A 26,925-nucleotide genomic window follows, 5' to 3' on the forward strand; every position below is an offset into this window, starting at 1 on the left:
ACGCCCGGACTTCGCGGATCGGAGAATGTGGGACGATGCGCGAGGCGGTGCGATGCCGGATCCGACAACGGCCGGTTAAGCACGTTGCGCTAGATCGATCCGGCACCCCTCCAGCCGTGACAGGAGCGACGATGACACGGGACCAGCTCGCCGCCGAACTGAAGCGCATCGCCACCGACCAGGTGAGCGACATCGAGCGCGCGGTGAAGGACGGCCACAAGACGATCGCGCTGAACGAGATCGCCGATCTCAACCGGAACCTCAAAGCCCTCGCGGCGGCCGTTAAAGGAAAGGGGCTCGTGCGAGCCTGAAACCGGCTCGTGCGCGCATAAGAATCAACGCGTGCGCGCTGCGGAAAGCGCGTGCGTTTCTTAACGATCCCGCGCCGACACATCGTTCTGTGGCGGCGCCTTTCGAACCGACCTCGGGGAAAACCTGCGAATCCCGGTTGACCCACCCTGGCGGGTCGGATCATGTTCCTGATCTGTTCTCAATCAGGATCCGCGATGCAGCCTCGTCCCAACACCCTGTCCGAGTGGGCGGCTCCGGCGGAGGCCATCGTGTCCGCTTACCTGGAGGAGGCTGGCGGCGATGCGATCCTGGCCCTGCACCGCGCCGTGGCCGATGCCCTGACGGATCTGTGCGAGGCCGAGCGGCGAACCCTGCGGCGGGACCGCCTGATCTCGCACGGCTACGTCCGGGGCCGGGCGGATTCCGCGGGCTGAGCCCGGCTCACGCCTCGCCGTCCGATTCCTTCTGGGCCTCGACCTCCGGAGCGACCTGGCCGAAATTGAGCACCGCCACCAGGGCCGTGCCGCCGAAGACGTTGCCGATCAGCGTCGGCAGGAAGAAGCGCCAAACATAGTCGACCATCGAGGCCTCGCCGGTGAAGACGAGGTAGAACGTATCCACCGATCCGGCGACGATGTGGCTGAGGCCGCACATCGAGACCAGCCACGTGATCAGGATGACGACGAACACCGCCGCCGAACCGGTCGCGGGCAGCATCCAGACCATCAGGGCGATGAGCCACCCGGCGAACCCCGCCTTGATCACCGTGGTGGCGAAGGCCGAGGCCAGCGCGTGATGGCTGATCTGCGTGAAGGCGGCATGGAGGCCGGGTTCGAAGGCGTCCGAGAAGGCGAGCACCGCCGCGATCGCCGCCGTGCCGACGATGTTGCCGAAGAGCACGATGCCCCACAGGCGCAGCACCCGCCGCAGGGTCGTCCGGCTTCGATCGTGCAGGAGCGGAAGGATCGGCGTCAGCGTGTTCTCGGTGAAGAGCCGCTGGCGCCCGAGCACCACGATGAGGAAGCCTGTGGCGTAGCCGAGGCTCGTGATCAGGCTGGCCCAGGGAGCCTCCGGCAGATGCGCCTGGAGCACCCCGGGCACGATCAGCGAAAAGCCCATCGAGAGGCCGGCCGCGAGGGCCGAGATCAGCAGCGCGCCGCCACGCCGCCGCAACTCCTCGTCGCCCTCGCGGCGGATGACCTCGTGCAGGACGAAGGCGTCCGGCCGGCCGCTCTCGGCCACGCTCTCCGCTTGTTCGGCATCCTCGTTCTCCGTCTGCTTCGCCATCGTGTCCGCTCCACAGGTCGCATTGATGCAAGCGGGTCACGGCGGCCCGGGTTCGGGCGGTCGCGTCAAATCCGCAAGGTGGCGAGCAGCGCCACGATCTCGGCCTTCGCCCGCGCGACGGCCTCGGCGTCCTTGCCCCGCACCACGATGCGGTTGGCGAACCCGGTCTGCGTCATCGACGGATACGACCCGATGGAGACAGCCCCGTGCGCCTTGGCGATAGCGGCGAGGCCGCCCGCATAGGTGCCCTCGGGCATGTTGCCGGCCTCGATGGTTTCCGACAGCACCCTTGCGCCGGTGTCGAGGGTCGGGCCGATCGTGTCGAGCATCGCCTGCATGATCGCCGGCACGCCCGCCATGACGAAGACGTTGCCGATGCGGAAGCCCGGCGCTTTCGAAATCGGATTGGCGATCAGGTCGGCGCCGGCCGGGATGCGGGCCATGCGCAGACGCGCCTCGTTGAGGTCTTCCGGCTTGTGGCGCTCCAGCAGCATCGCCTTGGCGCGCGGGTCGATGTCGATCGTCACCCCGAAGGCGGCGGCCACGCAATCGGCGGTGATGTCGTCGTGGGTCGGGCCGATGCCGCCGGTGGTGAAGACGTAGGTGTAGGCGTGCCGGAGCGCGTCGAGGGCGGCGACGATGCGGTCGGCCTCGTCGGGAACGATCCGCACCTCCTTCAGGTCGATGCCGATGGCCGTGCAGTAATCGGCGATGGTGCCGATGTTCTTGTCCTTGGTCCGCCCGGACAGGATCTCGTCCCCGATGACCAGGATTGCGGCCGTGATGACATTGCGAGCAGCGGGTTCGGGGGCAGCGGCTTCGGCGGTAACCGCTTCGGGGAGGACGGTTCGGGTTTCGGTGGAATCGGTCACGGCATGTCCGGGGCAGGCGGCTGAGATCCTGCCACCTAGCGCGGCGGGGCCTCGCTGACCATGTCGGGCGGCGCCGGGTCAGCGCGCCCCGCGCTGGCGGTCCCCGTCGAGTCAGCGCGCCCCGCGCTGGAGGTCGCCGTCGATCAGGAGCGCGCTCTTGCCGTCGAGCCGGTTACGATAGACCTGCAGGTTCTCCATCACCCGCTGGACGTAGTTGCGGGTCTCGGTGAAGGGGATGCGCTCGACCCAGTCGATGGGGTCGACGCCGCCCTTGCGCGGGTCGCCGTAGGCGTCGATCCACTTCTTCACGTTGCCGCCGCCGGCATTGTAGGAGGCGAAGGCCAGGATGTACGAGCCGCGCCAATCCTCCATCAGCTCGCCGAGATGGGCCTGGCCGAGTCGGGCGTTGTAGGCCGGGTCGCTGGTCAGGCGGTCCTGGTCGAAGCTGGCGCTGACGCGGCGCGCCGTGCGCTGGGCGGTCGCCGGCATCATCTGCATCAGGCCGCGGGCGCCGACGCTCGATTGCGCCTGCGGGTCGAACTGGCTCTCCTGGCGGGCGATGGCGAAGACCATCGCCTTCTCCACCAGGGGCACGGCGGCGGAGGCCTCGTAGTTCGGAATGCCGATGGTCGGATAGGCGTGGGCGTCCAGGGGCAGGCCGCGCTGAACCGCGGCCTTGCCGATGGCCACGAGGGCGCGGGAGTTGCGCTGCTCGGCCGCGATGTTGCCCAGCGCTTCGAGTTCGGCGGCATCGGTCAGGCGATTGGCCGCGTCGATGTAGAGGGGCAGCGCGAGATCGCGGATCGCCGCGGCTTCCAGCATCTTCAGGGCGCGCACGTAGAGGCGCTGGTCGAAGGCGCCCTGCTGCTTGGCGTCGAGGCTGGGAATGCTGCGCAGCGACAGGCTGGAACGCCCGAGCTTGGTGCGCGCCAACTGCCCGTAATAGGCGATCGGCTGCAGGGCGGCCCGCTCGTAGAAGGTCTTGGCGGCCTCGGCCTGTCCCAGGGCCTCGGCCGCGCGACCCTGCCAATAGGCGACGCGGGCGAGCGAGATCGGGGTCTCGGCGATCTCGGCCGCTTCGGCGAAGTGCCCGGCCGCCTTGGCGGCGTCGTCCTGGAAGCGCAGGGCGATCCAGCCGGCGTGGAACGCGGCCTCGATGCGCTTCTCCACCGTGCGGGCGCAGGGAGCGCGGGCGACCGCGTAGGCACCCGCGGGGTCGTTGGTATCGATCAGCTTGCGGGCCACGATCCGGCGCTCGACCCACCACTCGTCGCCGTCGACGAGGACATCCCCGTTGGTCGGCGCGGTCGCCAGCATCGCGGCCGCCTCCGCGAACTTGTCATGGCGGCGCAGGTACTGGGCCCGTGACAGGATGTAGGATGAATCGCTGCGCAGCGACGGCGGCACCGCGTTGAGGGCGGCGGGCGCGGACGAACTCTTGTCCTCCACTGCGCGGCGGGCGCGCACCAGGGTGGCGTAGCTGCCGCCGGCCAAAGCCGCGGCGCGCCCGGCGGTGTCGTAATCCTCCTTCAGGAGCGCGCGCTCCATCCGGTAGCGGTGATCGATTCGGGTCAGCACCGTCGGAAAGGCGTCGACCACCTTGGTCTCGAGGTTCCGGCCGAAGGTCTCGGACCGCCACAGGTCGCGCACCAGCGCGGCCGCGTCCTCGTCCAGCCCGTCGGCCTTGAAGGCGAGCGCCAGGGCGAACTTGCCCGGCGCACTCGCGGGCTTCGCTGCGGCAAAGAACGCCCGAACGGTCGCGGCATTGCGGCGCTCGGTCAGCAGGGCCTCCTCGGCCCGGCGCCGGAGCAGCGGGCCGGCCGGCCAGTCGGGATGGAGGCGGGTGAACGACACCGTGCGCTCGAAGCCGATGCCGGCTCCCGCCCGGATCGCCACCCATTCGAGGAGCGCGCGGGCGGCCGGGTCCTTGAAGCCGTCGCGCAGGCGGTCGCCCTCGGAGACGCGGCCCTTGCGGTAGGCATCGATGGCCTGCCGCAGGGCCGGCAGGTCGATATCCGGCGCCACCTGGGCGGCGCGGGCCGGGTCCGGCACCTCGGGGATCGGGGCGACGGGGGAGACCGCCGCATCGGGGAGCGGAAATGCGATGCCGGCCTCGGGGTCGGCCGACGCGTAGGCCTTGGCGGCGGCCGGGAGGGCCTGGCTCGGGGCGGCCTCCGGCGCCTTCGCGTCGATCTTGAGGGCGTCGGCCGCGACCGGATCGGGGATCTTGGCGTCCGGCAGGGCGGCGGAGGGCGCCACCGCATCGCTCGCCGGCCGCAGGCTCGGCTCCCCGTCCGGCCCGGCAGAGGCCGCGAGGGCGCCGGCCGAAGCCAGGCTGAGGGCCAGCATCAGGGCTGCGCGCTGCGTCGAGAACACCATGGTTCTTCCAGTCCCATCACCGTGGACAGACCATCAAGCTCACCCAGAGGGCATTAAGAAGGCATTAACCCCGGCAAAGCAGCGTTTGCGCCGGTGCGGGCGAGCGCCTATGTCTGCCCGTCCGCGACACGCGGTGCCGCTGCCGGAACACCGGCCATGACAAGACCGACGGCTGGGAACGCCAGGATGACCGAGACCTCCACCCGACGCCTCCGGGGCGCGATGACCGCGCTCGTGACCCCGTTCAAGGACGGGGCCTTCGACGAGGCCGCTTTCCGCAAGTTCGTGAACTGGCAGATCGCGGAGGGCATCCACGGGCTCGTTCCCACCGGCACCACCGGCGAGAGCCCGACCCTGAGCCATGCCGAGCACGACCGCGTGGTCGAGATCTGCATCGAGGAAGCGGCCGGCCGCGTGCCCGTGATCGCCGGCGCCGGCTCCAATTCCACCGCCGAGGCGGTGTCCCGCGCCCGCCACGCCGAGAAGGCCGGGGCCGACGCGGTGCTGGTGGTGACGCCCTATTACAACAAGCCGACCCAGGCCGGGCTCTACGCGCATTTCAAGGCCGTCAACGATGCCATCGGCATCCCGATCATCCTCTACAACATTCCCGGGCGCTCCATCGTCGACATGAGCGTCGAGACGATGGCGCGCCTGTACGAACTCAAGAACATCGCCGGCGTGAAGGATGCCACGGCCAAGCTCGACCGGGTCAGCCTTCAGCGCCAGGCCATGGGCGAGGATTTCATCCAGCTGTCCGGCGAAGATGCGACGGCGCTCGGCTTCAACGCCCAGGGCGGCTGCGGCTGCATCTCGGTGGTGTCCAACGTGGCGCCCCGGCTCTGCGCCGACCTCCAGGACGCGACGCTCGGTGGCGATTACGCCAAGGCGCTGCAGATCCAGGACCGTCTGATGCCGCTCCATGCCAGCATGTTCGTCGAGCCGAACCCGTCGCCGGCGAAGTACGCCCTGGCGCGGCTCGGCCTGATGACCGACGAGGTGCGGTTGCCGCTCCTCCCGGTCGGCGACGAGACGAAGGCGCTCGTGGATGCCGCCCTGCGCCATGCGGGCCTGCTCGACGCCTGAACCATCTGGCAAATCGGCGACGACGAACCATATTCCTCGGCCCGGTCGCGACTCTGCGACCGGCCTGACCCGACGTTGTGATGGCTCCCAAACCTGAATCGAACCGCCGCGTCGTCGCCGACAACCGCGCCGCCCGCTACCATTACGAGATCACCGATACCCTGGAGGCCGGGCTCGCGCTGACGGGAACCGAGGTGAAATCCCTGCGCAAGGGCAAGGCGACGATCGGCGAGGCCTATGCCGGTCCGTCCGGCACCGATCTGATGCTGTTCAACGCCTACATCCCCGAATACGTCGAGGCGAACCGCTTCAACCACGAGACCAAGCGTCCGCGCCGGCTGTTGCTGCATCGCAAGCAGATCAACAAGCTGATCGGTGCGACCCAGCGCGAGGGCTTCACCGTGGTGCCGCTGAAGATCTACTTCAACGAGCAGGGACGGGCGAAGATCGAACTCGGGCTCGGCCGAGGCAAGAAGCTGCACGACAAGCGCGAGGCCTCGAAGGAGCGCGACTGGCAGCGCGACCGCGCCCGCATCATGCGCGACAAGGGCTAGGATCTCCGGGGCGAGGCTTGCGTCCACCCGAATCGATGAAAGATGCGAAAAGGCCGGGCGTCGCGAGACGCCCGGCCTTTCGTCTTTCGCACGATGGCTCGGCCTGAGGCTCTAAGACTCCACCGGTTCGTCGCTCTGCCGAATGCCGTAGCGGCTTTCCAGGGCCGCAGCCGGGACCGGGCGCGCCGAGCGCTCCGGGGTTTCGCCGCGCGAGCGGGTGCCGGTATCGCCCGATCCACGATTGTCCTGGCTTCGGCTATCCTGGCTTCGGCTATCCTGGCTTCTGACGTCGGGATTGCGGCTGTCCGGCGCGCGCCCCCCGGTGCGTTCGCCGGGATCGCGGCCGATCCGCGGAATGAGCTGGGCGAGGTCCACGAACTCGTCGGCCTGCCGGCGCAGGTCGTCGGCGATCATGGCCGGCTGCGTCTGGATGGTGCTGACCACCGTCACGCGCACGCCGCGCCGCTGCATGGCTTCCACCAGGGAGCGGAAATCGCCGTCGCCGGAGAACAGCACCATGTGGTCGATTCGTGGGGCGAGCTCGAGGGCATCGATCGCCAGCTCGATGTCCATATTGCCCTTCACCTTGCGCCGACCCATCGAGTCGACAAATTCCTTCGCGGGCTTGGTGACGACCCGGAAACCGTTATAGTCGAGCCAATCGATCAGCGGGCGGATCGACGAGTATTCCTGGTCTTCGACGATCGCCGTGTAGTAGAATGCCCGAAGGAGATTATCGCGGGACTGGAATTCCTTCAGCAACCGGCGATAATCGATATCGAAACCCAGAGCCTTGGTCGCCGCGTAGAGGTTTGCGCCATCGATGAATAGCGCGCTGCGCTGTTGTGCGCTCATGAACCGGTCCATTTAATAGAGAAATGTTGCAAGAAATAAGGTAACAAAGTCCGTTAGATATTCTCAGGCGAAGGAATTCATGCGCGGACTTGATCTTGGGCGCCGGCAGACCAAAGCAGGGCGAAAAACGCCGAACGGCCTCTCAGCTCAGATATAACGCCTGAAATACCTATGTTTGTTTAAATCCTGCGGCGACAAAAAGTCAAATCTTCCTGTTGAACACCACTTTGGCATGCAACTGCAAATATCAATCGATCTTAGCCCCGGGCATTGGGGGCGCTGTGCTGCGCCCCGTCACGACCCCGAGGCCCAGGCTGATCCGTCCTGAATCACCGAACGGATGCAGCACCATAGCCGAACAGGCCGCCCCGGGCACGCCGTCAGCCGTTCACCCGTTCGACCTTGTTCACCGTGCGCTTGCCGCGCAGTTCAGCGATGATCGCGTTGAGGTGCTTCAGGTCCCAGACCGACAGGTCGATGATGATCTGCGTGAAATCCTGGGTCTTCCGCTTCATCGAGACATTGTCGATGTTGCCATCGTGGTCGGCGATGACCTGAGCGATCTGGGCGAGAACGCCAGGCTCGTTGATCGATTGCAGGGCGAGGCGCGCCGGGAAGCGCTCGCTGGCCCCAGCCTCCACATCCCAGCGCACGTCGAGCCAGCGGTCGGGCTCGTTGTCGAAATCGGCCAGGGCGGCGGACTGGATCGGGTAGATCGTCACCCCGATGCCGGGCGTGAGAATGCCGACGATGCGGTCGCCCGGCACGGCGCCGCCATTGGGCGCGAAGCTCACCGGCAGGTCGCCGTCGAGGCCGCGGATTGGAATGCCGTCCGCGCGTCCGTGCTCGGCGGCGCGACCCTCCGGGAAGGTCAGCCGCATGGTCTGGTCCTTGGCGAGACTCAGGCGGCCGGCGCCGTCGCCGGAGGTCGGCTGCGGCAGGGGCGCGGGCGCCCCGCGGCGCTCGTCCTTGTGGTCGGGATAGACCGCGCGCACCACGTCGCCGGAGAACATCTCGCCCCGGCCGACGGCGGCGAACACGTCCTCCAGGCTCTGCCGGGCGAGGCGCGGCAGCGCCCCCCGCAGCTTGTCCTCGGAGAAGCTCTTGGCGGCGCGCTCGAAGGCCCGGTCGAGAATCTGGCGGCCGAGGCCCGCATATTGGCGCCGCACCGCCGAGCGCGTGGCCCGGCGGATGGCCGAGCGCGCCTTGCCGGTGACCACCAGGGATTCCCAGGCCGCCGGCGGCGCGGCGCCGTCCGAGCGCGCGATCTCGACCTCGTCGCCGTTGACCAGTTCGTGCAGCAGCGGCGCCATCCTGCCGTTGATCTTCACCCCGACTGCCGAATTGCCGACATCGGTGTGGACCGCATAGGCGAAGTCGATCGGGGTCGCGCCCCGGGGGAGGGCGATGAGCCGGCCCTTCGGGGTGAAGCAGAACACCTGGTCCTGGAAGAGTTCGAGCTTGGTGTGCTCCAGAAACTCCTCCGGGCTGTCGCCCTCGGCCAGCAGCTCGATGGTCCGGCGCAACCATTGGTAGGCGCCGCTCTCGGTGGCGAGGCGGGGATGACCTCCGCCGATCTCGTCCTTGCCGCCGCTCTCCTTGTAATGGGCATGGGCGGCGATGCCGTATTCGGCGATCTCGTCCATGGCGGCGGTGCGGATCTGCAGCTCGACGCGCTGACTCTTCGGGCCGATCACCGTGGTGTGGATCGAGCGGTAATCGTTCTGCTTCGGCGTCGAGATGTAATCCTTGTACCGGCCCGGCACCATCGGCCAGCTGGTGTGGACGACGCCGAGCGCCCCGTAGCAATCGGCCAGGGTCTCGACCACGACCCGGAAGCCGAAGATGTCGGACAATTGCTCGAAGGCGACCGATTTGCGCTCCATCTTGGCCGAGATCGAGTAGGGCCGCTTCTGCCGGCCGGTGACCACCGCCTTGATGCCCTGGGCCGCGAGCTTCGCCGTCAGATCGTGCTCGATGCTCTCGACCAGCCGTTCCGATTTGGCCGAGAGGTCGGCGAGGCGCTGCGCGATGGTGGCGTAGATCTCCGGCTTCAGATTGCGAAGCGCCAGATCCTCGAGTTCCTCGCGCAGCTCCTGCATGCCCATGCGGCCGGCGAGCGGGGCGTAGATGTCGAGGGTCTCCTGGGCGATGCGCTCGCGCTTGTCGACGCGCATGTGGTGCAGCGTGCGCATGTTGTGCAGGCGGTCGGCGAGCTTGACCAGAAGCACGCGCACATCGGCCGCGACCGCCAGCAGCAGCTTGCGGAAGTTCTCACCCTGCGCCGCCCGCTTGGAGACGAGGTCGAGGCGCTTCAGCTTGGTCAGGCCATCGACCAGCGCCCCGATTTCCGGGCTGAAGATCTCGCGGATCTCGTCCAGGGTCGCGGCGGTGTCCTCGACGGTGTCGTGCAGCACGGCCGCCACGATGGTGGCGTCATCGAGCCGGAGGTCGGTCAGGATGGCGGCGACTTCGAGCGGATGGGCGAAGAAGGGATCGCCGGAGGCTCGCTTCTGGGTTCCGTGCGCGCGCATGGCATAGACGTAGGCGCGGTTGAGCAGGGCCTCGTTCGCGGCGGGATTGTAGCGCTTGACCCGCTCGACAAGCTCGTATTGGCGCATCATCCGCCGGGAGACCCTTCCGCAACGCAACGCATCCGGCAGCGGATGCCGCTTCCCGATGTGTCCCGCATCGCACGCGTCCACGCCAGCCCCACGGCGTCGCATCCGCGGAAATTCCGGGGCCCACCGTAGGAAAAGCGATTCTCCCGCCCCGATCCCAGCATGAAAAAACCCGGCGCGAAGGCCGGGTTCTCGTCGCGTCGTCGCGAAGGTAGGAGGCCTACTCGGCCTCTTCGTCCGTCTCGGTGGGCGGCGCTAGGTTCTCGAGGCCGCGCAGCAGGTCTTCCTCGCTCATGCGATCGAACTGCACCGCGCCGTCGTCGCTCGACGAGGGCGGGGCGACGGCGGCGGCGGCCGGCGAGCTCGACAGCAGCGGCACGGTCTCGGCCTCCGGCTCGTCGACCTCGACATATTTCTGCATCGAGTGGATGAGCTGTTCCTTCAGGTCATCCGCCGTGATCGTCTCGTCGCCGATCTCGCGCAGGGCGCAGACGGGATTCTTGTCGCGGTCGCGATCGATGGTCAGCGGGGCGCCGGCAGCGAGCAGGCGCGCCCGGTGGCTGGCCAGCAGAACCAGCTCGAAGCGGTTCTCGACCTTGTCGATGCAGTCTTCAACGGTGACGCGAGCCATGGCGGACGGCTCCTTCCTCGGACGGAATTTCTGGGCTGAGCCCGATGCATACACCCCTTGGCGCCGGGCAACAAGCGGCAGGGTCAGCCTATCCCATTGCCCACGTTCATCGATCCCCGGCAATCCCATCGCCATCTCCCGCATAACGCCTCAGGGACCCTCCGCGTTGACCGGTTATAGAGGAGACGAGTCGCGGCGAAGAACCGGCGCGGCCGGGGGACGAACCGACCATGACTGCACATCTCACCCGCCGCGGCCTTCTCGGCTGCGGCTGCGCTCTCGGGGCCGCGTGCTTTGCCGCGACGGCGCTGCCGAATCTCAGTCTCGCGGCGGTCCCGTCCTCGAAGAAGACGACCCTGACCGCCGATCAGGCGCTGGAGGCCCTGAAGGAGGGCAACCGGCTCTACCAGACCGACAGTCCGGTCCGGTCGGTGCAGGGCCGCGAGCGCCGGATCGAGATCGCGCTGGGGCAGACGCCGTTCGTAGTGCTGGTGAGCTGCTCCGATTCGCGCGTCTCACCCGAAATCCTGTTCGGGCGCGGCCTCGGCGAGCTGTTCATCGTGCGCAATGCCGGCAACTGCGTCGACACCGCGGCCCTCGGCTCGATCGAGTATGGCGTCTCGCAACTCGGCGTGCCGCTGGTGCTGGTGATGGGCCACAGCCGCTGCGGCGCCGTCGAGGCCGCCATCGACGTCGTCAAGAACAACACCGTCTTCCCGGGCTCCATCGGCCGGATGATCGAGCCGATTGTGCCGGCGGTGCTGTCGCAGCGCGACGTGCCGGGCGATTTCACCGAGAACTGCGTGCGGGCCAACGTCAACCGGGTGGTGGAGCGCCTGCGCAGCGCCTCAGAGCCGTCGCTGCTCGATCCGCTGAGGGCCGGCAAGCTGCGCATCGTCGGGGCGTCCTACAGCCTCGATTCTGGCACGGTCGACTTCTTCAACCAGGGCTGACACCCGCCCGCCTCGCTGCGGTGCCATGTTGACACAGGTGGCGGGCGGTGCGACTGCGCCGCCCTTCCGGTTTGGGCTATCCGGGCCGGGCAATCCTGGCCCGACGACGAGGAGATCACATGGCGCGCGCTTGCATCTTCCCCGGCCAGGGCAGTCAGGCCGTCGGCATGGGGCGAGCGCTGGCCGAGCACTTCCACCAGGCCCGCGACGTGTTCGCGGAGGTCGATGAAGCCCTGAACCAGCCGCTCTCGCGCCTGATGTTCGAGGGGCCGGTGGAGGACCTCACCCTCACGGCCAATGCCCAGCCGGCCCTGATGGCCGCCAGCTTGGCGACGCTGCGCGTGCTGGAGGCCGAGCGCGGCCTGGACCTGAAGCGCGACGTCGCCTGCGTCGCCGGGCATTCGCTGGGCGAATACACGGCCTTGTGCGCCGCGGGTACCTTCTCCATCGCCGACGCCGCCCGGCTGCTGCGCATCCGCGGCACCGCCATGCAGGGCGCCGTGGCTCCGGGAGAGGGCGCCATGGCGGCGCTGATCGGCGCCGATGCCGACATCGCCCAGGCGATCGCCGCCGAGGCCGCCGAGGGCGCGGTCTGCGAGGTCGCCAACGACAATGGCGGTGGCCAGGTGGTGCTCTCCGGCGCGAAGGCGGCGGTCGAGCGGGCCGTCGCCCTGGCGCAGGCGCGCGGGATCAAGCGCGCGGTCATGCTCAACGTCTCGGCCCCGTTCCACTGCTCGCTGATGGCCCCCGCCGCCGAGGCCATGCGGCAGGCGCTCGGCGAGGTCGCGATGCACAGCCCGGTGGTGCCGGTCTACGCCAACGTGCGGGCCGCCCCCCTGACCGATCCGGCCGCGATCCGCGAGGCCCTGGTGGCCCAGGTCACCGGCACCGTGCGCTGGCGCGAATGCGTCGCCGCGATGGCGGCCGCCGGCATCGACCAGTTCAACGAGATCGGCACCGGCAAGGTGCTCACCGGCCTCGTCAAGCGCATCGCGCCCGGCGCCGTCGCGGGCGCGGTCGGCACGCCCGACGACATCGCTGCCTTTCCCGCCTTCGGCTGAACCTCAAGGAACGCCCATGTTCGACCTGACCGGCCGCAAGGCCCTCGTCACCGGCGCCACCGGCGGCCTCGGCGGCGCCATCGCGCGGGGCCTGCACGCGCAGGGCGCCACGCTCGCCATTTCGGGCACCCGCCAGCCGGCCCTGGAAGCCTTCGCGGCCGAACTCGGGGGCGAGCGCGTCCACCTCGTGCCGTGCGATCTCTCCGACAAGGCCTCGGTCGAGGCGTTGATCCCGGCTGCCGAAGCGGCCCTCGGCGGCCTCGACATCCTGGTCAACAACGCCGGCATCACCCGCGACAACCTCGTGCTCCGCATGAAGGACGACGAGTGGGATGCGGTCATCGCCGTCAACCTGTCGGCGGCGTTCCGGCTGTCGCGGGCGGCGGTGAAGGGCATGATGAAGCGCCGCCACGGCCGCATCGTGAACATCGGCTCGGTGGTGGGCGCCACCGGCAATCCGGGGCAGGTCAACTACGCCGCCGCCAAGGCCGGCCTCGTCGGCATGACCAAGGCGCTGGCCGCCGAGGTCGCCACCCGCAACCTGACGGTCAACTGCATCGCGCCGGGCTTCATCACCTCGCCGATGACCGACGCGCTGAACGACAAGCAGCGCGACGGCATCCTCACCCGCGTGCCCATGGGCCGCCTCGGCACCGGCACCGACATCGCCGCGGCCGCGATCTACCTCGCCTCCGACGAGGCCGCCTACGTCACCGGCCAGACGCTGCACGTGAACGGCGGCATGGCGATGTATTGAGGCCGGGCGCCTCTCTACTCTCTTCCACCTTGTGGGGGGGCACCGGCGCAGCCCCACCCCTGGCCCCTCCCCACAAGGGGGAGGAGGACGGTTTCTGCTGCACCGCACAGGGGATAATTTCGGGGACCGGCTCGAAAAGGCCACACCGATGAACGGGTTGTGAACCGCCCCTCGCCAGCGTCGGAACCCTGTGTTAACACCCCGGCTGCCGTGCGAGGGGGGTGCCGATTCAGCGTGTTGCGGAGGTTGGAAAATCACGGGTCACCGACTGGACAAGTCCGGTGACTTGACCGAAACGCGCGATCGATCACACCGGCCGCTCCATCCGACAGTCAGTCCCGAGACGGGACGGCGGCCACGGCACCTTTAAAAACAAGACCTCCCAGAACAAGACCTCCACCAGCAAGACTCTTCACACAAAGATCCTTGCACCATCACGACCTTGAAGAGCTAAGGACCAAGACCGATGAGCGATATCGCTGAGCGCGTGAAGAAGATCGTTGTCGAGCACCTCGGCGTGGAGCCGGAGAAGGTGGTCGAGGGCGCGAACTTCATCGATGATCTCGGCGCCGACAGCCTCGACACCGTCGAGCTCGTGATGGCGTTCGAGGAAGAGTTCAACGTCGAGATCCCCGACGATGCCGCCGAGACCATCCAGACGGTCGGCGACGCGGTGAAGTTCCTCGAGAAGAACTCCGCTTAAGGCCACGGATCGCGCGTGCGCGGGGCCGATCCGGGCCCCGCACGCCATTCGTTGTGATGACAGGACCGGTTCGGGATAGCGCGATGCGTCGGGTAGTGGTGACGGGCTTGGGGATGGTGACGCCGCTGGCCAGCGGGGTCGAAGCCACCTGGAGCCGGTTGATCGCCGGCGAGTCGGCGGCCAAGGTCGTGACGGCGTTCCCCGTCGACGATCTGGCCTGCCGCATCGCCTGTTCCGTGCCCTTCGGCGACGGCACCGACGGCAGCTTCAATCCCGACGCCTTCATGGAGGCCAAGGAGCAGCGCAAGGTCGATCCGTTCATCGTCTACGCCATGGCGGCCGCCGGCGAGGCCCTGAACGATGCCGACTGGCACCCGACGACCTACGAGGACCAGTGCGCCACCGGCGTCATGGTCGGCTCCGGCATCGGCGGCATCGGCGGCATCTACGACGCCTCGGTGACCCTGCACGACAAGGGCCCGCGCCGCATCTCGCCCTTCTTCATTCCCGGCCGCATCATCAATCTGGCCTCGGGCCAGATTTCGATCGCGCATGGCCTGAAAGGCCCCAACCACGCGGTGGTGACGGCCTGCTCCACCGGCGCCCACGCCATCGGCGACGCGGCCCGGCTGATCCAGTTCGGCGATGCCGACGTGATGGTGGCGGGCGGGGCCGAATCGCCGGTCAACCGCCTCGCGCTCGCGGGCTTCGCCGCCTGCCGCGCCCTCTCCACCGGCTTCAACGACGACCCGACCCGCGCCTCGCGCCCCTACGACAAGGATCGCGACGGCTTCGTCATGGGCGAGGGCGCCGGCGTTGTCGTCCTTGAGGAATACGAGCACGCCAAGGCCCGCGGCGCCAAGATCTACGCCGAGGTGATCGGCTACGGCCTCACCGGCGACGCCTACCACATCACCTCGCCGGCCCCGGACGGCGACGGCGCCTTCCGCTGCATGAGCGCCGCCGTGAAGCGCGCCGGCATCCAGGCCAGCGACCTCGACTACATCAACGCCCACGGCACCTCGACGCCCATGGGCGACGAGCTGGAGCTGAAGGCCGTGGAACGCCTGCTCGGCGACCACGCCGCCCAGGCCTCGATGTCCTCGACCAAATCCTCGATCGGCCACCTCCTCGGCGCCGCCGGCTCCGTTGAAGCGATTTTTTCGATCCTGGCCATCCGCGACGGCATCTTGCCCCCGACCCTCAACCTCGACAATCCCTCCGTCGAGACCGCCATCGACCTCGTGCCGCACGAGGCCAAGCGCAAGCGGGTGGATACGGTGCTGTCGAATTCGTTCGGGTTCGGTGGGACGAATGCGAGCTTGGTGATGCGGCGGGTGGATTAAGACACAGACTGATCGCTCGGAAACTACGGCCTATCCACGCGCTCGATTGACACAACAATTTCGTTGTGTTCATATCGTTCAGTGAGCACGATACCCAAAATCTTGAATGAACGAGAGCTTCAACGAGCGAGGAAAGAGCTCGCCCGGCTGGATGCGGCTCGCGGCAACAGTTTTCTCCTGAATTTACTCGAAGATGGAATAGCCCCTGAAGTTATAGAGCTTCAAAGGGAAGGCATAGACTCAGCAATAGCTCGATTGAAAACTGATATTGAAAATTTCGAGATTATTAAAAAACAACATAGCTTTAACTACAAAAATTTATCAAGTTTCGATATTGGTAAATTGCCAATCATCGCAAGAATTGTATCAGGTTTCTCTCAAAAAGATTTAGCCGATAAGCTTGGCGTTAAGGAGCAACAGATTCAGCGATACGAAGCTGAGTCTTACTCATCGATCAAGCTTGGCACATTCATTGGTTTGCTTGAGAAACTAAACATTGAAATTTCAGCGTCAGGAAGTTCAACTTCTAATACAGAATCCGATACGGATAATGATTTTGCGCTAGACAAGAAATTTTCTAATCACATCAGAAAGCATAATTGGTTTGGGAATCGGACAAATGATTTGTCTGATGCCGAAATCGAAAAACTTACTAAAGATTTGGTGGTCACCAGTTCTAAGGCTTATTCTTCGAAAGCTTTATTCAAGTCAGGCAAAAACAGGCTTGAAAACACAAGAACTTTTGAAGAGAAAATCTGGATTTCTGAAGTAATAAATAGGGCGTTGTGTCAAAGGGCGCAATTAAGCTGCAAATTCGATTTTCTGCGTCTTGATTATATTTCAGAACTCTTATCATTAAGTACTGTTTCGAATGGCCCCGTCCAAGCTGTTGATAAACTTCTAGACTTAGGTCTGATCGTAATCATCCTGGCTGGATTTCCCGGTATGGCGATTGATGGCGTTGCGCTTCTCGTTGAAGACACTCCAGTCATCGCCTTAACTATCAGGCATGACCGGATAGACAGTTTTTGGTTTACGCTACTTCACGAAATTGGACATATACACCTTCATCACTCGAAAGGCCTTGATGCTGGCTTCTTCGACGATTTTGATACAATTTCCGACTCACCTTTGGAGCACGAGGCTAATACCTTCGCCGGGGAGCTTATTATTTCCTCAGAAAAATGGCGAACCTCTCCTGCAAGACTATCTAAATCTGCTGAGTCAGTTTCAAAGTTAGCTAAGAACCTCATGATACATGAGGCACTACTATTTGGAAAAATTCGTAAAGAAAGAGGATATAATCTCTTTAGTGACAAAGTAGGTCAGGGAAAAATCCGCAGTCTTTTTTTTGGTAATCAATAGGAGCCAGGCTCGTGGTTGAAATGGATAGTATCCTTTACTCCGCAATGCTCAGATTTAAGCGTGGAGAATATATTGGAGTAGCATCGCTTTCACCAGAGGTTATGGACCGGTTCCTACCGCATTTTATAGCCCCCCCCATCATAGAGCGAGATCCAAGTCGTAAGCGAGTGATTACACCGGATGAGGCCATCCATTTAACGGCACGACGTGTTGCAAAATATTGGCCATCGAGATTGTCTCTGCTTGATGTGAGTCAGTTGCTAGATCCCTTGGGCAGAATGAAAGCGCACGAGTGGATGCCGGAGTTGTTTACGATAGCTCATCGAAAAGGTGCATATTGCTCACCAGTACTTAGCCTTACGAGCAATTCTAGCGAGAGATTAGGCTGTCAAAAAATATTCTCGATACTAAGAACCCCTCTCGCGATACGGGTTCCGATCGGCAATACGCAAGATAAAGATATTCATAAGCAAATATATGATATTATCAATATAGTTGGGATTTCACCTAAGAATGCACTCATTGTTCTAGACTGTAACGACACGGCATTGGATGTAATAGAAGACGCAGTAATCGTTATCTCAGAGGCGGTGCGTGTCATTCAATCATTAGGTGAATGGCGAAATATTATCGTATCCGCAACATCCTATCCGACTAAAAATCCTGCTGCTAAAAACAGCGAATGCATAATCATTCGAAATGAATTCGTTATTTGGGAAAAATTGGCTGATCTCGGATTGGTAAAAGAGAAGCCTGTCATTTTTGGCGACCATGGGGCTGATTGCTCTATCTTAAACTTTGGCCAAAAGGGTGGTCGTGGAGTAATACCCCATCTTCGGTATGCTACACGAAAATATTGGGCGATTTTCCGAGGCGGCGATTGGCTGAATTCAGAAGACAATGGGACAATTCGTTCCGTCGCAAGTAAAGTAAAAAATTCTGAGCATTACGACGGCTTCGATTTTTCGGCGGCTGACGAGTTTATTGACCTATGTGCAGCTGGTGTTGGAAAGACCGGTAATGCGACGACTTGGCGTCAAATTAACACTAATAGACACATAACTAAAATTGTATTCGATCTAATGGACATGAGGGGTGAGCGTTTGAAGAGACTGAAGCGGGCTAAACGATATGTTCAGCAAAACTTATTCGCGTAATGATGTCGAGAGCTTCACATATCATCAACATGTTTTAGAACAGGCAGAGAACGTGTCGCTCGCGAAAGGAGGGGGGATCACTTTCTGATCCTGCATTTTGCCACAAAACTGTTTAAGCTTGCCCCCTAATGGCCCGCACGGCGTAGCCCGAGAACACTCCACGACCGAAACAGGCCGGGGAGGGGGCCTAAAGGCCCGAACAGGATGTCCATGTTCTTCCGCAAACGTCAGAATCCGGCGCCCACGCCGATCCCGTCCGACGAGCCGGCCCTGCCCAACCGTTTGTCGCCGCGCAGCCCGAGCGAGGCGATCAAGCCCACCGCCGCGCCGCCGCCGCCCGACCGTCCGGTCCGTGAGCGCGGCGGCTTGCTCGCCCGTATCTCCGGCCTGCTCACCGCCTCCGTGGTGCTGGCCATCGCGGTGATGATCGGCGTGACCCTGTTCGAGCGTCAGACCAAGGAGCCGGGGCCGCTGCCCGCCGACAAGGTGGTGGTCATCCCGCCGCGCAGCGGCACCTCCGAGATCGCCGAAGCGCTGAGCCGCGAGGGCGTGATCACCCACACCGCCCTGTTCGAATGGGCCGCCCGCTTCTCCGGCAAGGCGCTCAAGGCCGGCGAGTACACCTTCAAGGCCCATGCCAGCATCGGCGAGGCCATCGACACCCTGTCCTCCGGCCGTCAGGTGCAGCATGCCATCACGTTCCCGGAGGGGCTGACCTCCGAGCAGATCGTGATGCGGCTCAACGACAACGACATCCTCACGGGCGACATCAACGAGATCCCGCCGGAAGGCTCGCTGCTGCCCGACACCTACAAGTTCGAGCGCGGCGCCACCCGCCAGCAGATCGTCAACCTGATGCGGACCAAACAGCGCGAGGTGCTCAACCAGATCTGGCTGCGCCGCTCGGCCGAGATCCCGGTGAAGACCCCGGCCGAGATGGTGACCCTGGCCTCCATCGTGGAAAAGGAGACCGGCCGGGCCGACGAGCGTCCCCGCGTCGCCGGGGTGTTCGTCAACCGCCTCAACAAGCGCATGAAGCTGCAATCGGACCCCACCATCGTGTACGGGCTGGTGGGCGGGCGCGGCACCCTCGGGCGCGGCATCCAGCGCACCGAGATCGAGCGCGCCACGCCCTACAACACCTACGTGATCGAGGGCCTGCCCCCGGGACCCATCGCCAATCCCGGGCGCGCCGCCCTGGAGGCCGTGGCCAACCCCTCGCGCACCAAGGACCTGTTCTTCGTGGCCGACGGCACCGGCGGCCACGCCTTCGCCGAGACCCTCGAAGGCCATTCGCGCAACGTCGCCCGCTGGCGTCAGGTCGAGAAGGCGCGCCAGACCCCGACCCCGGACGCGGTGGTCGACAAGGCCGATCCGCCCGGCACCCCCGCCGCCACCGTGCCCGGCGCCGCCTCGGCCTACGCCCCCGACGGCACCAACATGGCGGCGACCCCGGAGCCCGGCAGCGTCCGCCCGCGGGCCTTCGACGCCTCCGAGGGCACCCGCCTCGACCCCCTGCGCAACAAGACCTTCGACCTGAATTCGCCTAAGACCGTGCCGGTGCTGAAGCAGCCGTAGGGGTTCGGTACGCAGCTCTTGAGTCTCTTTGCGAGCCAAATAAATCGATGAACCACCCCGTCATTCCGGGGCGCCGCAGGCGAGCCCGGAATCCAGAGCCGCCGACGGTGTAAAGTCTGGCACCCGTTGTGGTTCTGGATCCCGGGCTCCGCTGCGCGGCCCCGGGATGACGAGGTGCCACCCCATGCGATGGCCCTGCCTCGGCACCCGCAGGGTCGCCCAACCACCCCCACCCTCGGTCCCTCCCCACAAGGGGGAGGGAAGGCGGTCGGTCCGACGCGGACACCACGATGATCCTCTCCAGCATGACCGGTTTCGCCCGGGCCGCCGGCACCACCGGGCCGGTGCAATGGGCCTGGGAAGTCCGCAGCGTGAACGGGCGCGGCCTCGATGTGCGCCTGCGGGTGCCGAGCGGCTACGACGCGGTCGGGGAGGTCGCCCGCACCGCCCTGCAGAAGAGTCTGGCGCGTGGCCAGTGCCAACTCAACCTGACGCTGACCCGCCCCGATTCCGCCCCGCGCGTGCGCGTCAACGAGGCCCTGCTGGGCCAGCTCGCCGCCGCCATCGCCCGCGTGCCGCGCCCCGAGGGGCTGGCCCCGGCCTCCCTCGACGGGCTGCTCGGCATCCGGGGCGTGATCGAATCCGACGAGGAGCCCGGCGCCGACACCGACGCCCTGGCCCACGATCTCGCCGCCGGCGTGGTCCAGCTGGTGGCCGACCTCGTCGAGGCCCGCCAGGCCGAGGGACGGGCTTTGCGCGCCGTCATCGAGGGCCAGCTGTCCGAGATGGCCCGGCTCACCGCCGCCGCCGAGGCCTGCCCGGCCCGCAAGCCGGAAGCCGTCAAGGCGCGCCTTGCCGCCACCGTGGCGACCCTGCTGGAGGCCGGCAGCCTCGATCCCGACCGCCTGCACCAGGAGGCGGTGCTGATCGCCGCCAAGGCCGATGTCCGCGAAGAGCTCGACCGGCTCCAGGCCCATCTGGCCAGCGCGGCCGAACTCCTCGCCGCCGGCGGCGCCATCGGCCGCAAGCTCGATTTCCTGGCCCAGGAGCTAGGGCGCGAGTCCAATACCCTGTGCGCCAAGGCCAACGACGTCACCCTGTCGCGGATCGGACTCGACTTGAAGGCCGTGGTGGAGCAATTCCGGGAGCAGGTTCAGAACGTCGAGTAGGTTGGTCCCGAAATGCAGGCCTCATCGAAGGAGAGCGCACCGTCGATCGGGCGGCGCGGGTTCATCCTTATTCTGTCGTCCCCGTCCGGCGCGGGCAAGACCACGCTGACCCGGGCGGTGGCGGCCGACCCGAAATGGGGCCTCGACCTCTCGATCTCGGTGACGACGCGCCAGCGCCGGCCCTCCGAGATCGACGGCAAGCACTACACCTTCATCGACCGCGAGGCCTTCGACGCCCTGCGCAGCGCCGACAACCTGCTCGAATGGGCCGAGGTGCACGGCAATTTCTACGGCACCCCGCGCCGCCCGGTGGAGAAGGTGCTGGGCGCCGGCCGGGACATGATCTTCGACATCGACTACCAGGGCACCCGGCAGGTGCGCTCCAAGCTCGCCGAAGACGTGGTCACGGTGTTCATCCTGCCGCCCTCGCTGGCCGAACTGCGCCACCGCCTGGAGCGCCGGGCCGAGGATTCGCCGGACACCATCGAGAAGCGCCTCGCCAATGCCCGGATGGAGATCCAGCGCTGGAGCGAATACGACTACGTCATCGTCAACGACGATCTCGACGACGCCTTCCGCTCCCTCGAGGGCATCCTCATCGCCGAGCGCCTGAAGCGCGAGCGCCGCGTCGGCCTGACCGCCTTCGTCGAAGGCCTGCTGGCCGAGCCGGACTGACGGAAGGCCGCAGCCGCCCCAGGAACGTTCGCCGGACCGGCGTGTTGGCCCGCCGCCCCGCACCGCCTCGCCCTTGCAGGGCCCAGCGGCGCCAACCTGCGAGACCCCGACGCGATGCGCGAGAGATTCTGTGACATCGCCGTGATCGGCGCCGGCACCGCCGGCCTCGCCGCCTTCCACGCCGCCCGCGCCGGCGGCGCCGACGTCGTGCTGATCGAGGCCGGCCCCGGCGGCACCACCTGCGCCCGCGTCGGCTGCATGCCGTCGAAGCTCCTGATCACCGCCGGCAACGCCGCCCATGCGGCCCGCCGGGCCGGGATTTTCGGCGTCGAGGCCGGTCCCGTCCGCATCTATGGCCCCGCCGTGATGGCCCGGGTCCGGCGCGAGCGCGATCGTTTCGTCGCCGGCGTGCTTGACGGCGTCGAGGCCATCGACGCGGAGGCCCGAATCGACGGCCGCGCCCGCTTCACCGGCCCCGGCACCCTGATGGTCGACGATCACACCCGCGTCGCCTACCGCGCCGCGGTCGTCGCCAGCGGGTCACACCCGGCGATGCCCTCCAACCTGTGTGACCTCGACACGTTGCTGGTGAATACCGACACGGTGTTCGAACTGCCGGATCTGCCCGAATCCCTCGCCGTCCTGGGCGGCGGCGCCGTCGGAATCGAGCTGGCCCAGGCCATGGCCCGCCTCGGCGTCGCCGTCACGCTCTTCGATCCCGGCACCCACCTCGCCGCCCTGCGCGACCCCGGCCTCGCCGCCGAGGCCCGCCGGATCTTCGGCGCCGAGATCACCCTGGAACTCGCCTCCGAGGTCACCGGCGGCCGCATCGACGAAGGGCGCGCCTGTCTGACCTGGACCGGCGCGGACGGCGCCGCCCATAGCGGCAGCTTCGCCCGGGTGCTCGCCGCCATCGGCCGTCCCCCGAACCTGCATCACCTCGGCCTCGACCAGGCCGGCCTTACCCTCGACGCGGACGGCATGCCGGACGTCGACCCCCGCTCGCTGCTCTGCGCCGGCGCACCCATCTTCCTCGCCGGCGATGCCAACGCCGAGCGGCCGGTGCTGCACGAAGCCTCCCGCCAGGGGCACATCGCCGGCGCCAACGCGGCCCGGCTGATCGCCGACGGGGGCGGCTCCGTCGCGGCGCCCCGGCGCTGGACGAACCTCGCCATGGTGTTCACCGAGCCGCAGGCGGCCAGCGTCGGTATTCCGTTCGATCCAGAGGACACCAACACCTTGATCGGCAACGTCGATTTCGGCGACCAGGGACGGGCCAGGATCATGGCCGAGAACGCCGGCGGTCTGCGCCTCTACGCCGACAGAACCGGCCGCCTCACGGGCGCCGAGATGCTCGGCCCGTCGTGCGAACACCTCGCGCACCTGCTCGCTTTGGCGATCGAGGACGGCCTGTCGGCCCAGACCCTGCTCGACCGGCCGTTCTACCATCCCACCGTCGAAGAGGGGCTGAAGACCGCCCTGGACGATATCGTCTCGCAGTCGGCTACGCCCTGAACCGAAAGCCGGCGGATCGTCAGACCGGTGAGACTCCGACCGCCGCGCCTCTGTTCCGTCGGCGATGCCCCGTGATGGTGTTACCGATGGAGGCCACCACGATGCATAGGATGGCGATCCACTCCGTGGGGGTGAGGCGCTCACCTAAGATCATGAAGCCTGCAAGCGACCCGACTGCGGGCTCAAGGCTGAGGAGTACGCCGAAGCTCTGCTTCGACAGACGCTGCAGCGCGACCATCTCGAGGGTGTAGGGCAGCGCGCTCGACAGGGCGGCCACCGCGAGTCCGAACCCTAGAATCGCGGGATCGAGCAGTGCCACGCCCGCACTGGCGATGCCGAAGGGCATGACGAACAGGGCCGCCACCGACATCCCGATCGCAACGGCACAGCCCCCGTGGAGATGCCCGACCCGCTGTCCGAAGACGATGTAGAGCGCCCAGCACACGGCCGCACCAAGCGCGCAGGCGACGCCGACCGGATCGAGCCCGCTGGAGAGGCCGCCGAGCGGCAGCAGCAGGCCGAGCCCCAGGATCGCACAGCCGATCCAGGCGAAGTCGATCGGCTTGCGCGAGACCACGAGCGCCAAGGCCAGCGGGCCGGAGAACTCGATGGCGATGGCAAGGCCCAGCGGGATGGTCCGGAGCGACAGGTAAAACAGCAGATTCATCGCGCCCAACACCGTGCCGTAGAGCACCAGTGACCGGGCATCGGCGAAGCTCAGTTGCAGGCGCCAAGGCCGCCACAGGAGTACCAGCATCACCGCCGACAGGCCGACGCGGAGCGTGGTGGTGCCCTCGGCACCGAGCATCGGGAACAGGCGCTTGGCGAAGGACGTGCCCACACTCAGCGAGACGATGCTGCCGAGGAGGGCACCCACCGGCAGCAGAGTCGCGGCCAGAACACCCCGTGCTGCCATGGGCCCGCGAATGGTCGTAGACACGTCGCGCTTCAAGGCGTCGGCGGCAGGATCAGTGCGCGCCGCGCCTCCAGCGCCTGCCACAGCAGCAGGGCAGGGAGGCCGAGAACCACATCGGGAACGCGCTTGATCAGCGAAAGGGCGAGCGCGGTGCCGGCATCGATGCCGAACAGGCTGCCTAGGAGGACGAAGCCGCCCTCCTGCACGCCGAGTCCGCTTGGAACGGGGAAAGCGGCGGACTTGATCGCCTGGCTTAGCGCCTCAATGACCATGACCTCGGCGAAACCGACATTCGCCACGCCGATGCACGCCAAAGCGATCCAGATCTCGACGGCGCCCAGCATCCAGGCCACGAGATGCAGAAGCACGGAGGCAGCGAGCCGCCCACTCCGGTTCGCGCCCCAGATTGCATCGAGAGCGTCGTAGACGCTGCCTCCCGTCTGCTTCGTCACGCCACCCTGTCCGCGGAACGTCCTGCGCAGGCGGTCGATGGCCTTTCCTGCAACAGTCCGCGCTGCGGCGCTGCGTTGTACAAGCAGGAAAGCGGTGAGCAGCAGTGCGGTGACGCCCAGCACGCGCAAGACCCAGGTCGCGAGGCCCTGAGCCGAGTCCCCTCCAACCTGCAGCAGAAGCACTACCCCGCCCAAAGCGAAGAGCGCCTGGGTGCCCGCCTGGAACAACATATCGACCAGGATCGATCCAGCCGCGAGGGTCCCCGTCGCGCCCCAGAAGGTGAGCAGGCGGCCACCGACGACATCACCTCCGATCGAGGCGACCGGCAGCAGCACGTTGATGCCCTCGCGGACGAATCTCAACAGGACGAAGGCGCCGGTCTTTGCTTGTCCGAGACCGGCGATGCCCCGCACGATCTGGGCCCAGGCCAGCCCGCAAAAAAGGATGATGGCCACGCGAACCAGCACGATGCTCACGAGACCCACCGCTCCCACGCGCCCGAAGGCGTCTGCGACGGACCCGAGATCGTTTGTTGCGATCAGCCAGACCCCGAGTCCAAGTCCCAGCAGGGTTCCAACGAGGGGTAGGCGACGCATCACGCCACGGCCGAGACTTGTCGTTCGCGAGTCTCCTGCGGGCGAAAGTGCTTCCGCAGATGACGACTCAGGCAAGAGGTCGGTCAAGTGTCGTCCGCTCCAAGCTATACTTACCCTGGGCCGCGATGCAGGTGACGAAACTCGCCCAATCTGAATCTACCGACCCGAATTCATCGATCCACCCCCAGCGCTAAGCGGACTTTGGGGCCGAAATCGGGGAACAGTGCATCAACCGATTCAGCTGCAGAGGCGGTTGGATCGAGAAGATGGATCCGCTGTTTTACCAAGCTCCCCGTCGTCGCGACAGCCATCAACCGTTTTGGACAGGGACCAAGGCAGCCGGTTTCGACGATGCGGAGCTTGCCAACCGTGGTTCGACCCTTCAGCTCACGCTTCAGAAGTTTCCGTAACGAACCCTTTGTCAAACCCTGACGCTTGACGCATTTGCTGCAGACCAGCACCAACTCCGAAAATCCAGCCCTGGCCAGGCGTAAGCGTGCCCGGTGCCCTTCCACCTCATTCTTGCTGTTCATTCACCCACCGGTTTATCGAGCGATCGAGGTCTATTGGTACCGTCACCGAGGGTGCAACGGATGACGAGGCGCCTTAAAAAGGGCCGAAAACCGCAACATGCCAAAACACAACGCCAGAGTGTCGAGAGGGCTCCGAAGGCGTGACCATATGCATCGTCGTCTGGCTTCGTCAGGATGACTGCCCTTGACGGGCCGTCCACAGCTAGCCCGCATCGAGCCGAGTCCCGGGAACCTAGAAGCATGAGCGTCGACGAGGTCAAGCAGAGGGACCGGGTGCGCGGGGTCATCGACGTCGCACTGAATTCGGTACCGGATCTGCGGCGCGATGCCGAAACCGTCCCTCCGGTCACGCCAAGCCGCGTCCCGGCCCTGTTGAAACGGGCACAGGAGCAGCTCGACTGGCGGCGCCTGCCTGGGATTCGCCCTCCATCGGCAACGCCGAAGAACCTGATAGGCGGTCTCCTCCGTCAATTCGGCTTTTTCGTTCTTCTGCCGACAGCCATCGCAGGGCTCTATCTTTTCGTCTTCGCCTCGGATCAGTACATCGCGACTGCCCAGTTTGCGGTGCGCGGCAATGTCGAGCCGATGGACGAAAGTCCGGGCGGGCAATTCTCAGACTTGATGATGAAGCATAACAGCCAGGATAGCTTTATCATCCGAGATTACATCGATAGCCAAGCAATCGTTTCAAAGGCGGAGCAGCATCTCAAAGTCTCGGAGATGTTCTCTCGGAGTAATGCAGATTTCTGGGAACGCTACCGGCCGGGGCAACCGATCGAGGAGTTGGTCAAGTACTGGCGCCACCATGTGACGACACGGATCGAGGTGCTATCCGGCATCATCACCTTGAACGTACGTGCGTTCACGCCCGAGGACGCTCTGACCATCAATCGGGAAGTGGTGGCGCGCAGCGAAGCCCTGATCAACGACATCTCGCGACGTGCTCAAGGTGACATGGTCAAACATGCCGAGATTGAAGCGGCGAAGGCGCAGGAACGGCTGCGCAACGCCCATCTGGCTCTCCAGGTCTTCCGAAACCGCTGGGGGATCATCGATCCCGCCAAGGCGGCAGAATCGACGCTGACCACGATCGCGTTGCTGCGCAAGGATCGGATCAAGGCCGAGTCCGACCTCGTTGTGCTGCGCGGCTCAAACCTCGACGAGAAATCGCGCAGCATTCAGAATCTGGTTTCCGGCATCAGCGCTTTGGATCAGCAGATCAAGAAACTGACCGACCAACTCACCACCGAGGGGTTGTCCGGCTCGGATCCGAGCACGAACATGACGCGCGCGTTGCTGGAATACGAGGGCCTGCAGGTCGAGCGCACCATCGCGACGAAGCTCAACGAATCTGCGAACCTCATGGTCGATCGGGCCAGAATCGCTGCCGGCAAGCAGCAGATCTACCTGGCGACATTCGTCGAGCCCTCTTTGCCGACCTACTCTGAGTATCCGCAGCGCGGGTACAGCCTGATGGTGGTGTTCTTCGGCTTCCTGGTCGTCTGGAGTTCACTGGCGTTGATCCTGGCCGGTATCAACGACCAACGCCTCTGACGCCGCCCCAGCGGCGTT

At 65.6% G+C, this 26,925-nt stretch carries 25 protein-coding genes; 16 read left to right on the forward strand and 9 right to left on the reverse strand.

The genetic code is table 11. The features are described from left to right. Positions 1 to 131: 131 nt before the first annotated feature. Both J7U37_RS04145 and J7U37_RS04150 read left to right on the forward strand, forming a co-directional pair. Positions 132 to 311: a hypothetical protein gene (locus tag J7U37_RS04145; RefSeq protein ID WP_056189372.1), complete on the forward strand. Its 180-nt coding sequence runs from the start codon at positions 132 to 134 to the stop codon at positions 309 to 311. A gap of 195 nt (positions 312 to 506) precedes the next feature. Then, complete coding sequence (locus J7U37_RS04150; protein WP_056189369.1) at positions 507 to 725, forward strand: hypothetical protein; 219 nt, start codon at positions 507 to 509, stop codon at positions 723 to 725. Between the two features lie 7 nt (positions 726 to 732). Here J7U37_RS04150 and J7U37_RS04155 read toward each other — a convergent pair whose 3' ends face one another. The 3 genes from J7U37_RS04155 to J7U37_RS04165 all read right to left on the reverse strand — a co-directional run bounded on the left by J7U37_RS04155 (position 733) and on the right by J7U37_RS04165 (position 4,829). After that, positions 733 to 1,578 (reverse strand): formate/nitrite transporter family protein, encoded by an 846-nt coding sequence (locus J7U37_RS04155; protein WP_247634902.1) that lies wholly within the window; start codon positions 1,576 to 1,578, stop codon positions 733 to 735. Positions 1,579 to 1,643: 65 nt separating this feature from the next. Beyond that, positions 1,644 to 2,363, reverse strand: coding sequence for a molybdopterin-binding protein (locus J7U37_RS04160; RefSeq protein ID WP_056189694.1), 720 nt, complete (start codon positions 2,361 to 2,363; stop codon positions 1,644 to 1,646). 198 nt (positions 2,364 to 2,561) lie between these two features. Beyond that, on the reverse strand, positions 2,562 to 4,829 hold the full coding sequence (locus J7U37_RS04165; protein WP_247634903.1) for a lytic transglycosylase domain-containing protein: 2,268 nt from the start codon (positions 4,827 to 4,829) through the stop codon (positions 2,562 to 2,564). Positions 4,830 to 5,015: 186 nt separating this feature from the next. Here J7U37_RS04165 and dapA point away from each other — a divergent pair, with 186 nt between their 5' ends. Continuing rightward, positions 5,016 to 5,915, forward strand: coding sequence for a 4-hydroxy-tetrahydrodipicolinate synthase (dapA, locus tag J7U37_RS04170; protein ID WP_056189361.1), 900 nt, complete (start codon positions 5,016 to 5,018; stop codon positions 5,913 to 5,915). Positions 5,916 to 5,995: 80 nt separating this feature from the next. Beyond that, entirely contained in the window at positions 5,996 to 6,469 is a 474-nt protein-coding gene (smpB, locus tag J7U37_RS04175) for an SsrA-binding protein SmpB (protein WP_056189358.1), read from the forward strand. A gap of 111 nt (positions 6,470 to 6,580) precedes the next feature. Here smpB and J7U37_RS04180 read toward each other — a convergent pair whose 3' ends face one another. The 3 genes from J7U37_RS04180 to rpoZ form a co-directional block, all read right to left on the reverse strand. Then, the gene (locus tag J7U37_RS04180; protein WP_247634904.1) at positions 6,581 to 7,324 is read right to left on the reverse strand and encodes an NYN domain-containing protein; all 744 of its coding nucleotides are present in this window, start codon (positions 7,322 to 7,324) and stop codon (positions 6,581 to 6,583) included. Positions 7,325 to 7,704: 380 nt separating this feature from the next. Then, a complete protein-coding gene (locus tag J7U37_RS04185; protein WP_056189352.1) occupies positions 7,705 to 9,948 on the reverse strand; it encodes a bifunctional (p)ppGpp synthetase/guanosine-3',5'-bis(diphosphate) 3'-pyrophosphohydrolase in 2,244 nt (747 codons plus the stop codon). A gap of 217 nt (positions 9,949 to 10,165) precedes the next feature. Further along, positions 10,166 to 10,576, reverse strand: a complete 411-nt coding sequence (gene rpoZ / locus J7U37_RS04190; protein ID WP_056189348.1) for a DNA-directed RNA polymerase subunit omega — start codon at positions 10,574 to 10,576, stop codon at positions 10,166 to 10,168. Between the two features lie 230 nt (positions 10,577 to 10,806). On the opposite strand from rpoZ, the gene J7U37_RS04195 reads away from it, so the two are divergent. The 11 genes from J7U37_RS04195 (at position 10,807) to J7U37_RS04245 (ending at position 22,855) form a co-directional block, all read left to right on the forward strand. Continuing rightward, the gene (locus J7U37_RS04195; RefSeq protein WP_056189341.1) at positions 10,807 to 11,529 is read left to right on the forward strand and encodes a carbonic anhydrase; all 723 of its coding nucleotides are present in this window, start codon (positions 10,807 to 10,809) and stop codon (positions 11,527 to 11,529) included. Between the two features lie 119 nt (positions 11,530 to 11,648). Further along, positions 11,649 to 12,590: an ACP S-malonyltransferase gene (gene fabD / locus J7U37_RS04200; RefSeq protein ID WP_247634905.1), complete on the forward strand. Its 942-nt coding sequence runs from the start codon at positions 11,649 to 11,651 to the stop codon at positions 12,588 to 12,590. Between the two features lie 16 nt (positions 12,591 to 12,606). Then, a complete protein-coding gene (gene fabG, locus J7U37_RS04205; RefSeq protein ID WP_056479132.1) occupies positions 12,607 to 13,347 on the forward strand; it encodes a 3-oxoacyl-[acyl-carrier-protein] reductase in 741 nt (246 codons plus the stop codon). Positions 13,348 to 13,813: 466 nt separating this feature from the next. Continuing rightward, positions 13,814 to 14,050, forward strand: coding sequence for an acyl carrier protein (locus tag J7U37_RS04210; protein WP_018044468.1), 237 nt, complete (start codon positions 13,814 to 13,816; stop codon positions 14,048 to 14,050). Positions 14,051 to 14,133: 83 nt separating this feature from the next. Next, positions 14,134 to 15,396: a beta-ketoacyl-ACP synthase II gene (gene fabF, locus J7U37_RS04215; RefSeq protein WP_247634906.1), complete on the forward strand. Its 1,263-nt coding sequence runs from the start codon at positions 14,134 to 14,136 to the stop codon at positions 15,394 to 15,396. Between the two features lie 102 nt (positions 15,397 to 15,498). Next, positions 15,499 to 16,761 (forward strand): XRE family transcriptional regulator, encoded by a 1,263-nt coding sequence (locus J7U37_RS04220; RefSeq protein WP_247634907.1) that lies wholly within the window; start codon positions 15,499 to 15,501, stop codon positions 16,759 to 16,761. A gap of 20 nt (positions 16,762 to 16,781) precedes the next feature. Continuing rightward, a complete protein-coding gene (locus tag J7U37_RS04225; protein WP_247634978.1) occupies positions 16,782 to 17,918 on the forward strand; it encodes a beta family protein in 1,137 nt (378 codons plus the stop codon). A gap of 210 nt (positions 17,919 to 18,128) precedes the next feature. After that, positions 18,129 to 19,496: an endolytic transglycosylase MltG gene (mltG, locus tag J7U37_RS04230; RefSeq protein ID WP_056189326.1), complete on the forward strand. Its 1,368-nt coding sequence runs from the start codon at positions 18,129 to 18,131 to the stop codon at positions 19,494 to 19,496. Positions 19,497 to 19,786: 290 nt separating this feature from the next. Next, a complete protein-coding gene (locus J7U37_RS04235) occupies positions 19,787 to 20,665 on the forward strand; it encodes a YicC/YloC family endoribonuclease (RefSeq protein WP_247634908.1) in 879 nt (292 codons plus the stop codon). Between the two features lie 12 nt (positions 20,666 to 20,677). Beyond that, positions 20,678 to 21,340: a guanylate kinase gene (gene gmk / locus J7U37_RS04240; RefSeq protein WP_056479147.1), complete on the forward strand. Its 663-nt coding sequence runs from the start codon at positions 20,678 to 20,680 to the stop codon at positions 21,338 to 21,340. A 114-nt stretch (positions 21,341 to 21,454) separates the two neighbouring features. Then, positions 21,455 to 22,855, forward strand: a complete 1,401-nt coding sequence (locus tag J7U37_RS04245) for a dihydrolipoyl dehydrogenase (protein ID WP_247634909.1) — start codon at positions 21,455 to 21,457, stop codon at positions 22,853 to 22,855. A gap of 19 nt (positions 22,856 to 22,874) precedes the next feature. Here the strand turns inward: J7U37_RS04245 and J7U37_RS04250 are convergent, their stop codons facing one another. From J7U37_RS04250 to J7U37_RS04260, 3 genes are all read right to left on the reverse strand, one after another. Further along, positions 22,875 to 23,771, reverse strand: a complete 897-nt coding sequence (locus J7U37_RS04250) for a DMT family transporter (RefSeq protein WP_247634910.1) — start codon at positions 23,769 to 23,771, stop codon at positions 22,875 to 22,877. Between the two features lie 32 nt (positions 23,772 to 23,803). Next, entirely contained in the window at positions 23,804 to 24,820 is a 1,017-nt protein-coding gene (locus J7U37_RS04255; protein WP_247634911.1) for a lysylphosphatidylglycerol synthase domain-containing protein, read from the reverse strand. Positions 24,821 to 24,990: 170 nt separating this feature from the next. After that, the gene (locus J7U37_RS04260; protein WP_247634912.1) at positions 24,991 to 25,353 is read right to left on the reverse strand and encodes a (2Fe-2S) ferredoxin domain-containing protein; all 363 of its coding nucleotides are present in this window, start codon (positions 25,351 to 25,353) and stop codon (positions 24,991 to 24,993) included. A 240-nt stretch (positions 25,354 to 25,593) separates the two neighbouring features. On the opposite strand from J7U37_RS04260, the gene J7U37_RS04265 reads away from it, so the two are divergent. After that, the gene (locus tag J7U37_RS04265) at positions 25,594 to 26,907 is read left to right on the forward strand and encodes a capsule biosynthesis protein (RefSeq protein WP_056479155.1); all 1,314 of its coding nucleotides are present in this window, start codon (positions 25,594 to 25,596) and stop codon (positions 26,905 to 26,907) included. The last annotated feature ends 18 nt before the right edge of the window (positions 26,908 to 26,925 follow it).

The sequence above is a fragment of the Methylobacterium sp. 37f genome, from assembly GCF_023093475.1.
Taxonomy (GTDB): domain Bacteria; phylum Pseudomonadota; class Alphaproteobacteria; order Rhizobiales; family Beijerinckiaceae; genus Methylobacterium.

Excerpts from the sequence above, each read along its gene's own strand:
- J7U37_RS04145 (WP_056189372.1), top strand. The coding sequence starts at position 132 with ATGACACGGGACCAGCTCGCCGCCGAACTGAAGCGCATCGCCACCGAC.
- J7U37_RS04150 (WP_056189369.1), top strand. The coding sequence starts at position 507 with ATGCAGCCTCGTCCCAACACCCTGTCCGAGTGGGCGGCTCCGGCGGAG.
- J7U37_RS04155 (WP_247634902.1), bottom strand. The coding sequence starts at position 1,578 with ATGGCGAAGCAGACGGAGAACGAGGATGCCGAACAAGCGGAGAGCGTG.
- J7U37_RS04165 (WP_247634903.1), bottom strand. The coding sequence starts at position 4,829 with ATGGTGTTCTCGACGCAGCGCGCAGCCCTGATGCTGGCCCTCAGCCTG.
- dapA (WP_056189361.1), top strand. The coding sequence starts at position 5,016 with ATGACCGAGACCTCCACCCGACGCCTCCGGGGCGCGATGACCGCGCTC.
- smpB (WP_056189358.1), top strand. The coding sequence starts at position 5,996 with ATGGCTCCCAAACCTGAATCGAACCGCCGCGTCGTCGCCGACAACCGC.
- J7U37_RS04180 (WP_247634904.1), bottom strand. The coding sequence starts at position 7,324 with ATGAGCGCACAACAGCGCAGCGCGCTATTCATCGATGGCGCAAACCTC.
- J7U37_RS04185 (WP_056189352.1), bottom strand. The coding sequence starts at position 9,948 with ATGATGCGCCAATACGAGCTTGTCGAGCGGGTCAAGCGCTACAATCCC.
- rpoZ (WP_056189348.1), bottom strand. The coding sequence starts at position 10,576 with ATGGCTCGCGTCACCGTTGAAGACTGCATCGACAAGGTCGAGAACCGC.
- J7U37_RS04195 (WP_056189341.1), top strand. The coding sequence starts at position 10,807 with ATGACTGCACATCTCACCCGCCGCGGCCTTCTCGGCTGCGGCTGCGCT.
- fabD (WP_247634905.1), top strand. The coding sequence starts at position 11,649 with ATGGCGCGCGCTTGCATCTTCCCCGGCCAGGGCAGTCAGGCCGTCGGC.
- fabG (WP_056479132.1), top strand. The coding sequence starts at position 12,607 with ATGTTCGACCTGACCGGCCGCAAGGCCCTCGTCACCGGCGCCACCGGC.
- J7U37_RS04210 (WP_018044468.1), top strand. The coding sequence starts at position 13,814 with ATGAGCGATATCGCTGAGCGCGTGAAGAAGATCGTTGTCGAGCACCTC.
- fabF (WP_247634906.1), top strand. The coding sequence starts at position 14,134 with ATGCGTCGGGTAGTGGTGACGGGCTTGGGGATGGTGACGCCGCTGGCC.
- J7U37_RS04225 (WP_247634978.1), top strand. The coding sequence starts at position 16,782 with ATGGATAGTATCCTTTACTCCGCAATGCTCAGATTTAAGCGTGGAGAA.
- mltG (WP_056189326.1), top strand. The coding sequence starts at position 18,129 with ATGTTCTTCCGCAAACGTCAGAATCCGGCGCCCACGCCGATCCCGTCC.
- J7U37_RS04235 (WP_247634908.1), top strand. The coding sequence starts at position 19,787 with ATGATCCTCTCCAGCATGACCGGTTTCGCCCGGGCCGCCGGCACCACC.
- gmk (WP_056479147.1), top strand. The coding sequence starts at position 20,678 with ATGCAGGCCTCATCGAAGGAGAGCGCACCGTCGATCGGGCGGCGCGGG.
- J7U37_RS04245 (WP_247634909.1), top strand. The coding sequence starts at position 21,455 with ATGCGCGAGAGATTCTGTGACATCGCCGTGATCGGCGCCGGCACCGCC.
- J7U37_RS04250 (WP_247634910.1), bottom strand. The coding sequence starts at position 23,771 with ATGGCAGCACGGGGTGTTCTGGCCGCGACTCTGCTGCCGGTGGGTGCC.
- J7U37_RS04255 (WP_247634911.1), bottom strand. The coding sequence starts at position 24,820 with ATGCGTCGCCTACCCCTCGTTGGAACCCTGCTGGGACTTGGACTCGGG.
- J7U37_RS04260 (WP_247634912.1), bottom strand. The coding sequence starts at position 25,353 with ATGAACAGCAAGAATGAGGTGGAAGGGCACCGGGCACGCTTACGCCTG.
- J7U37_RS04265 (WP_056479155.1), top strand. The coding sequence starts at position 25,594 with ATGAGCGTCGACGAGGTCAAGCAGAGGGACCGGGTGCGCGGGGTCATC.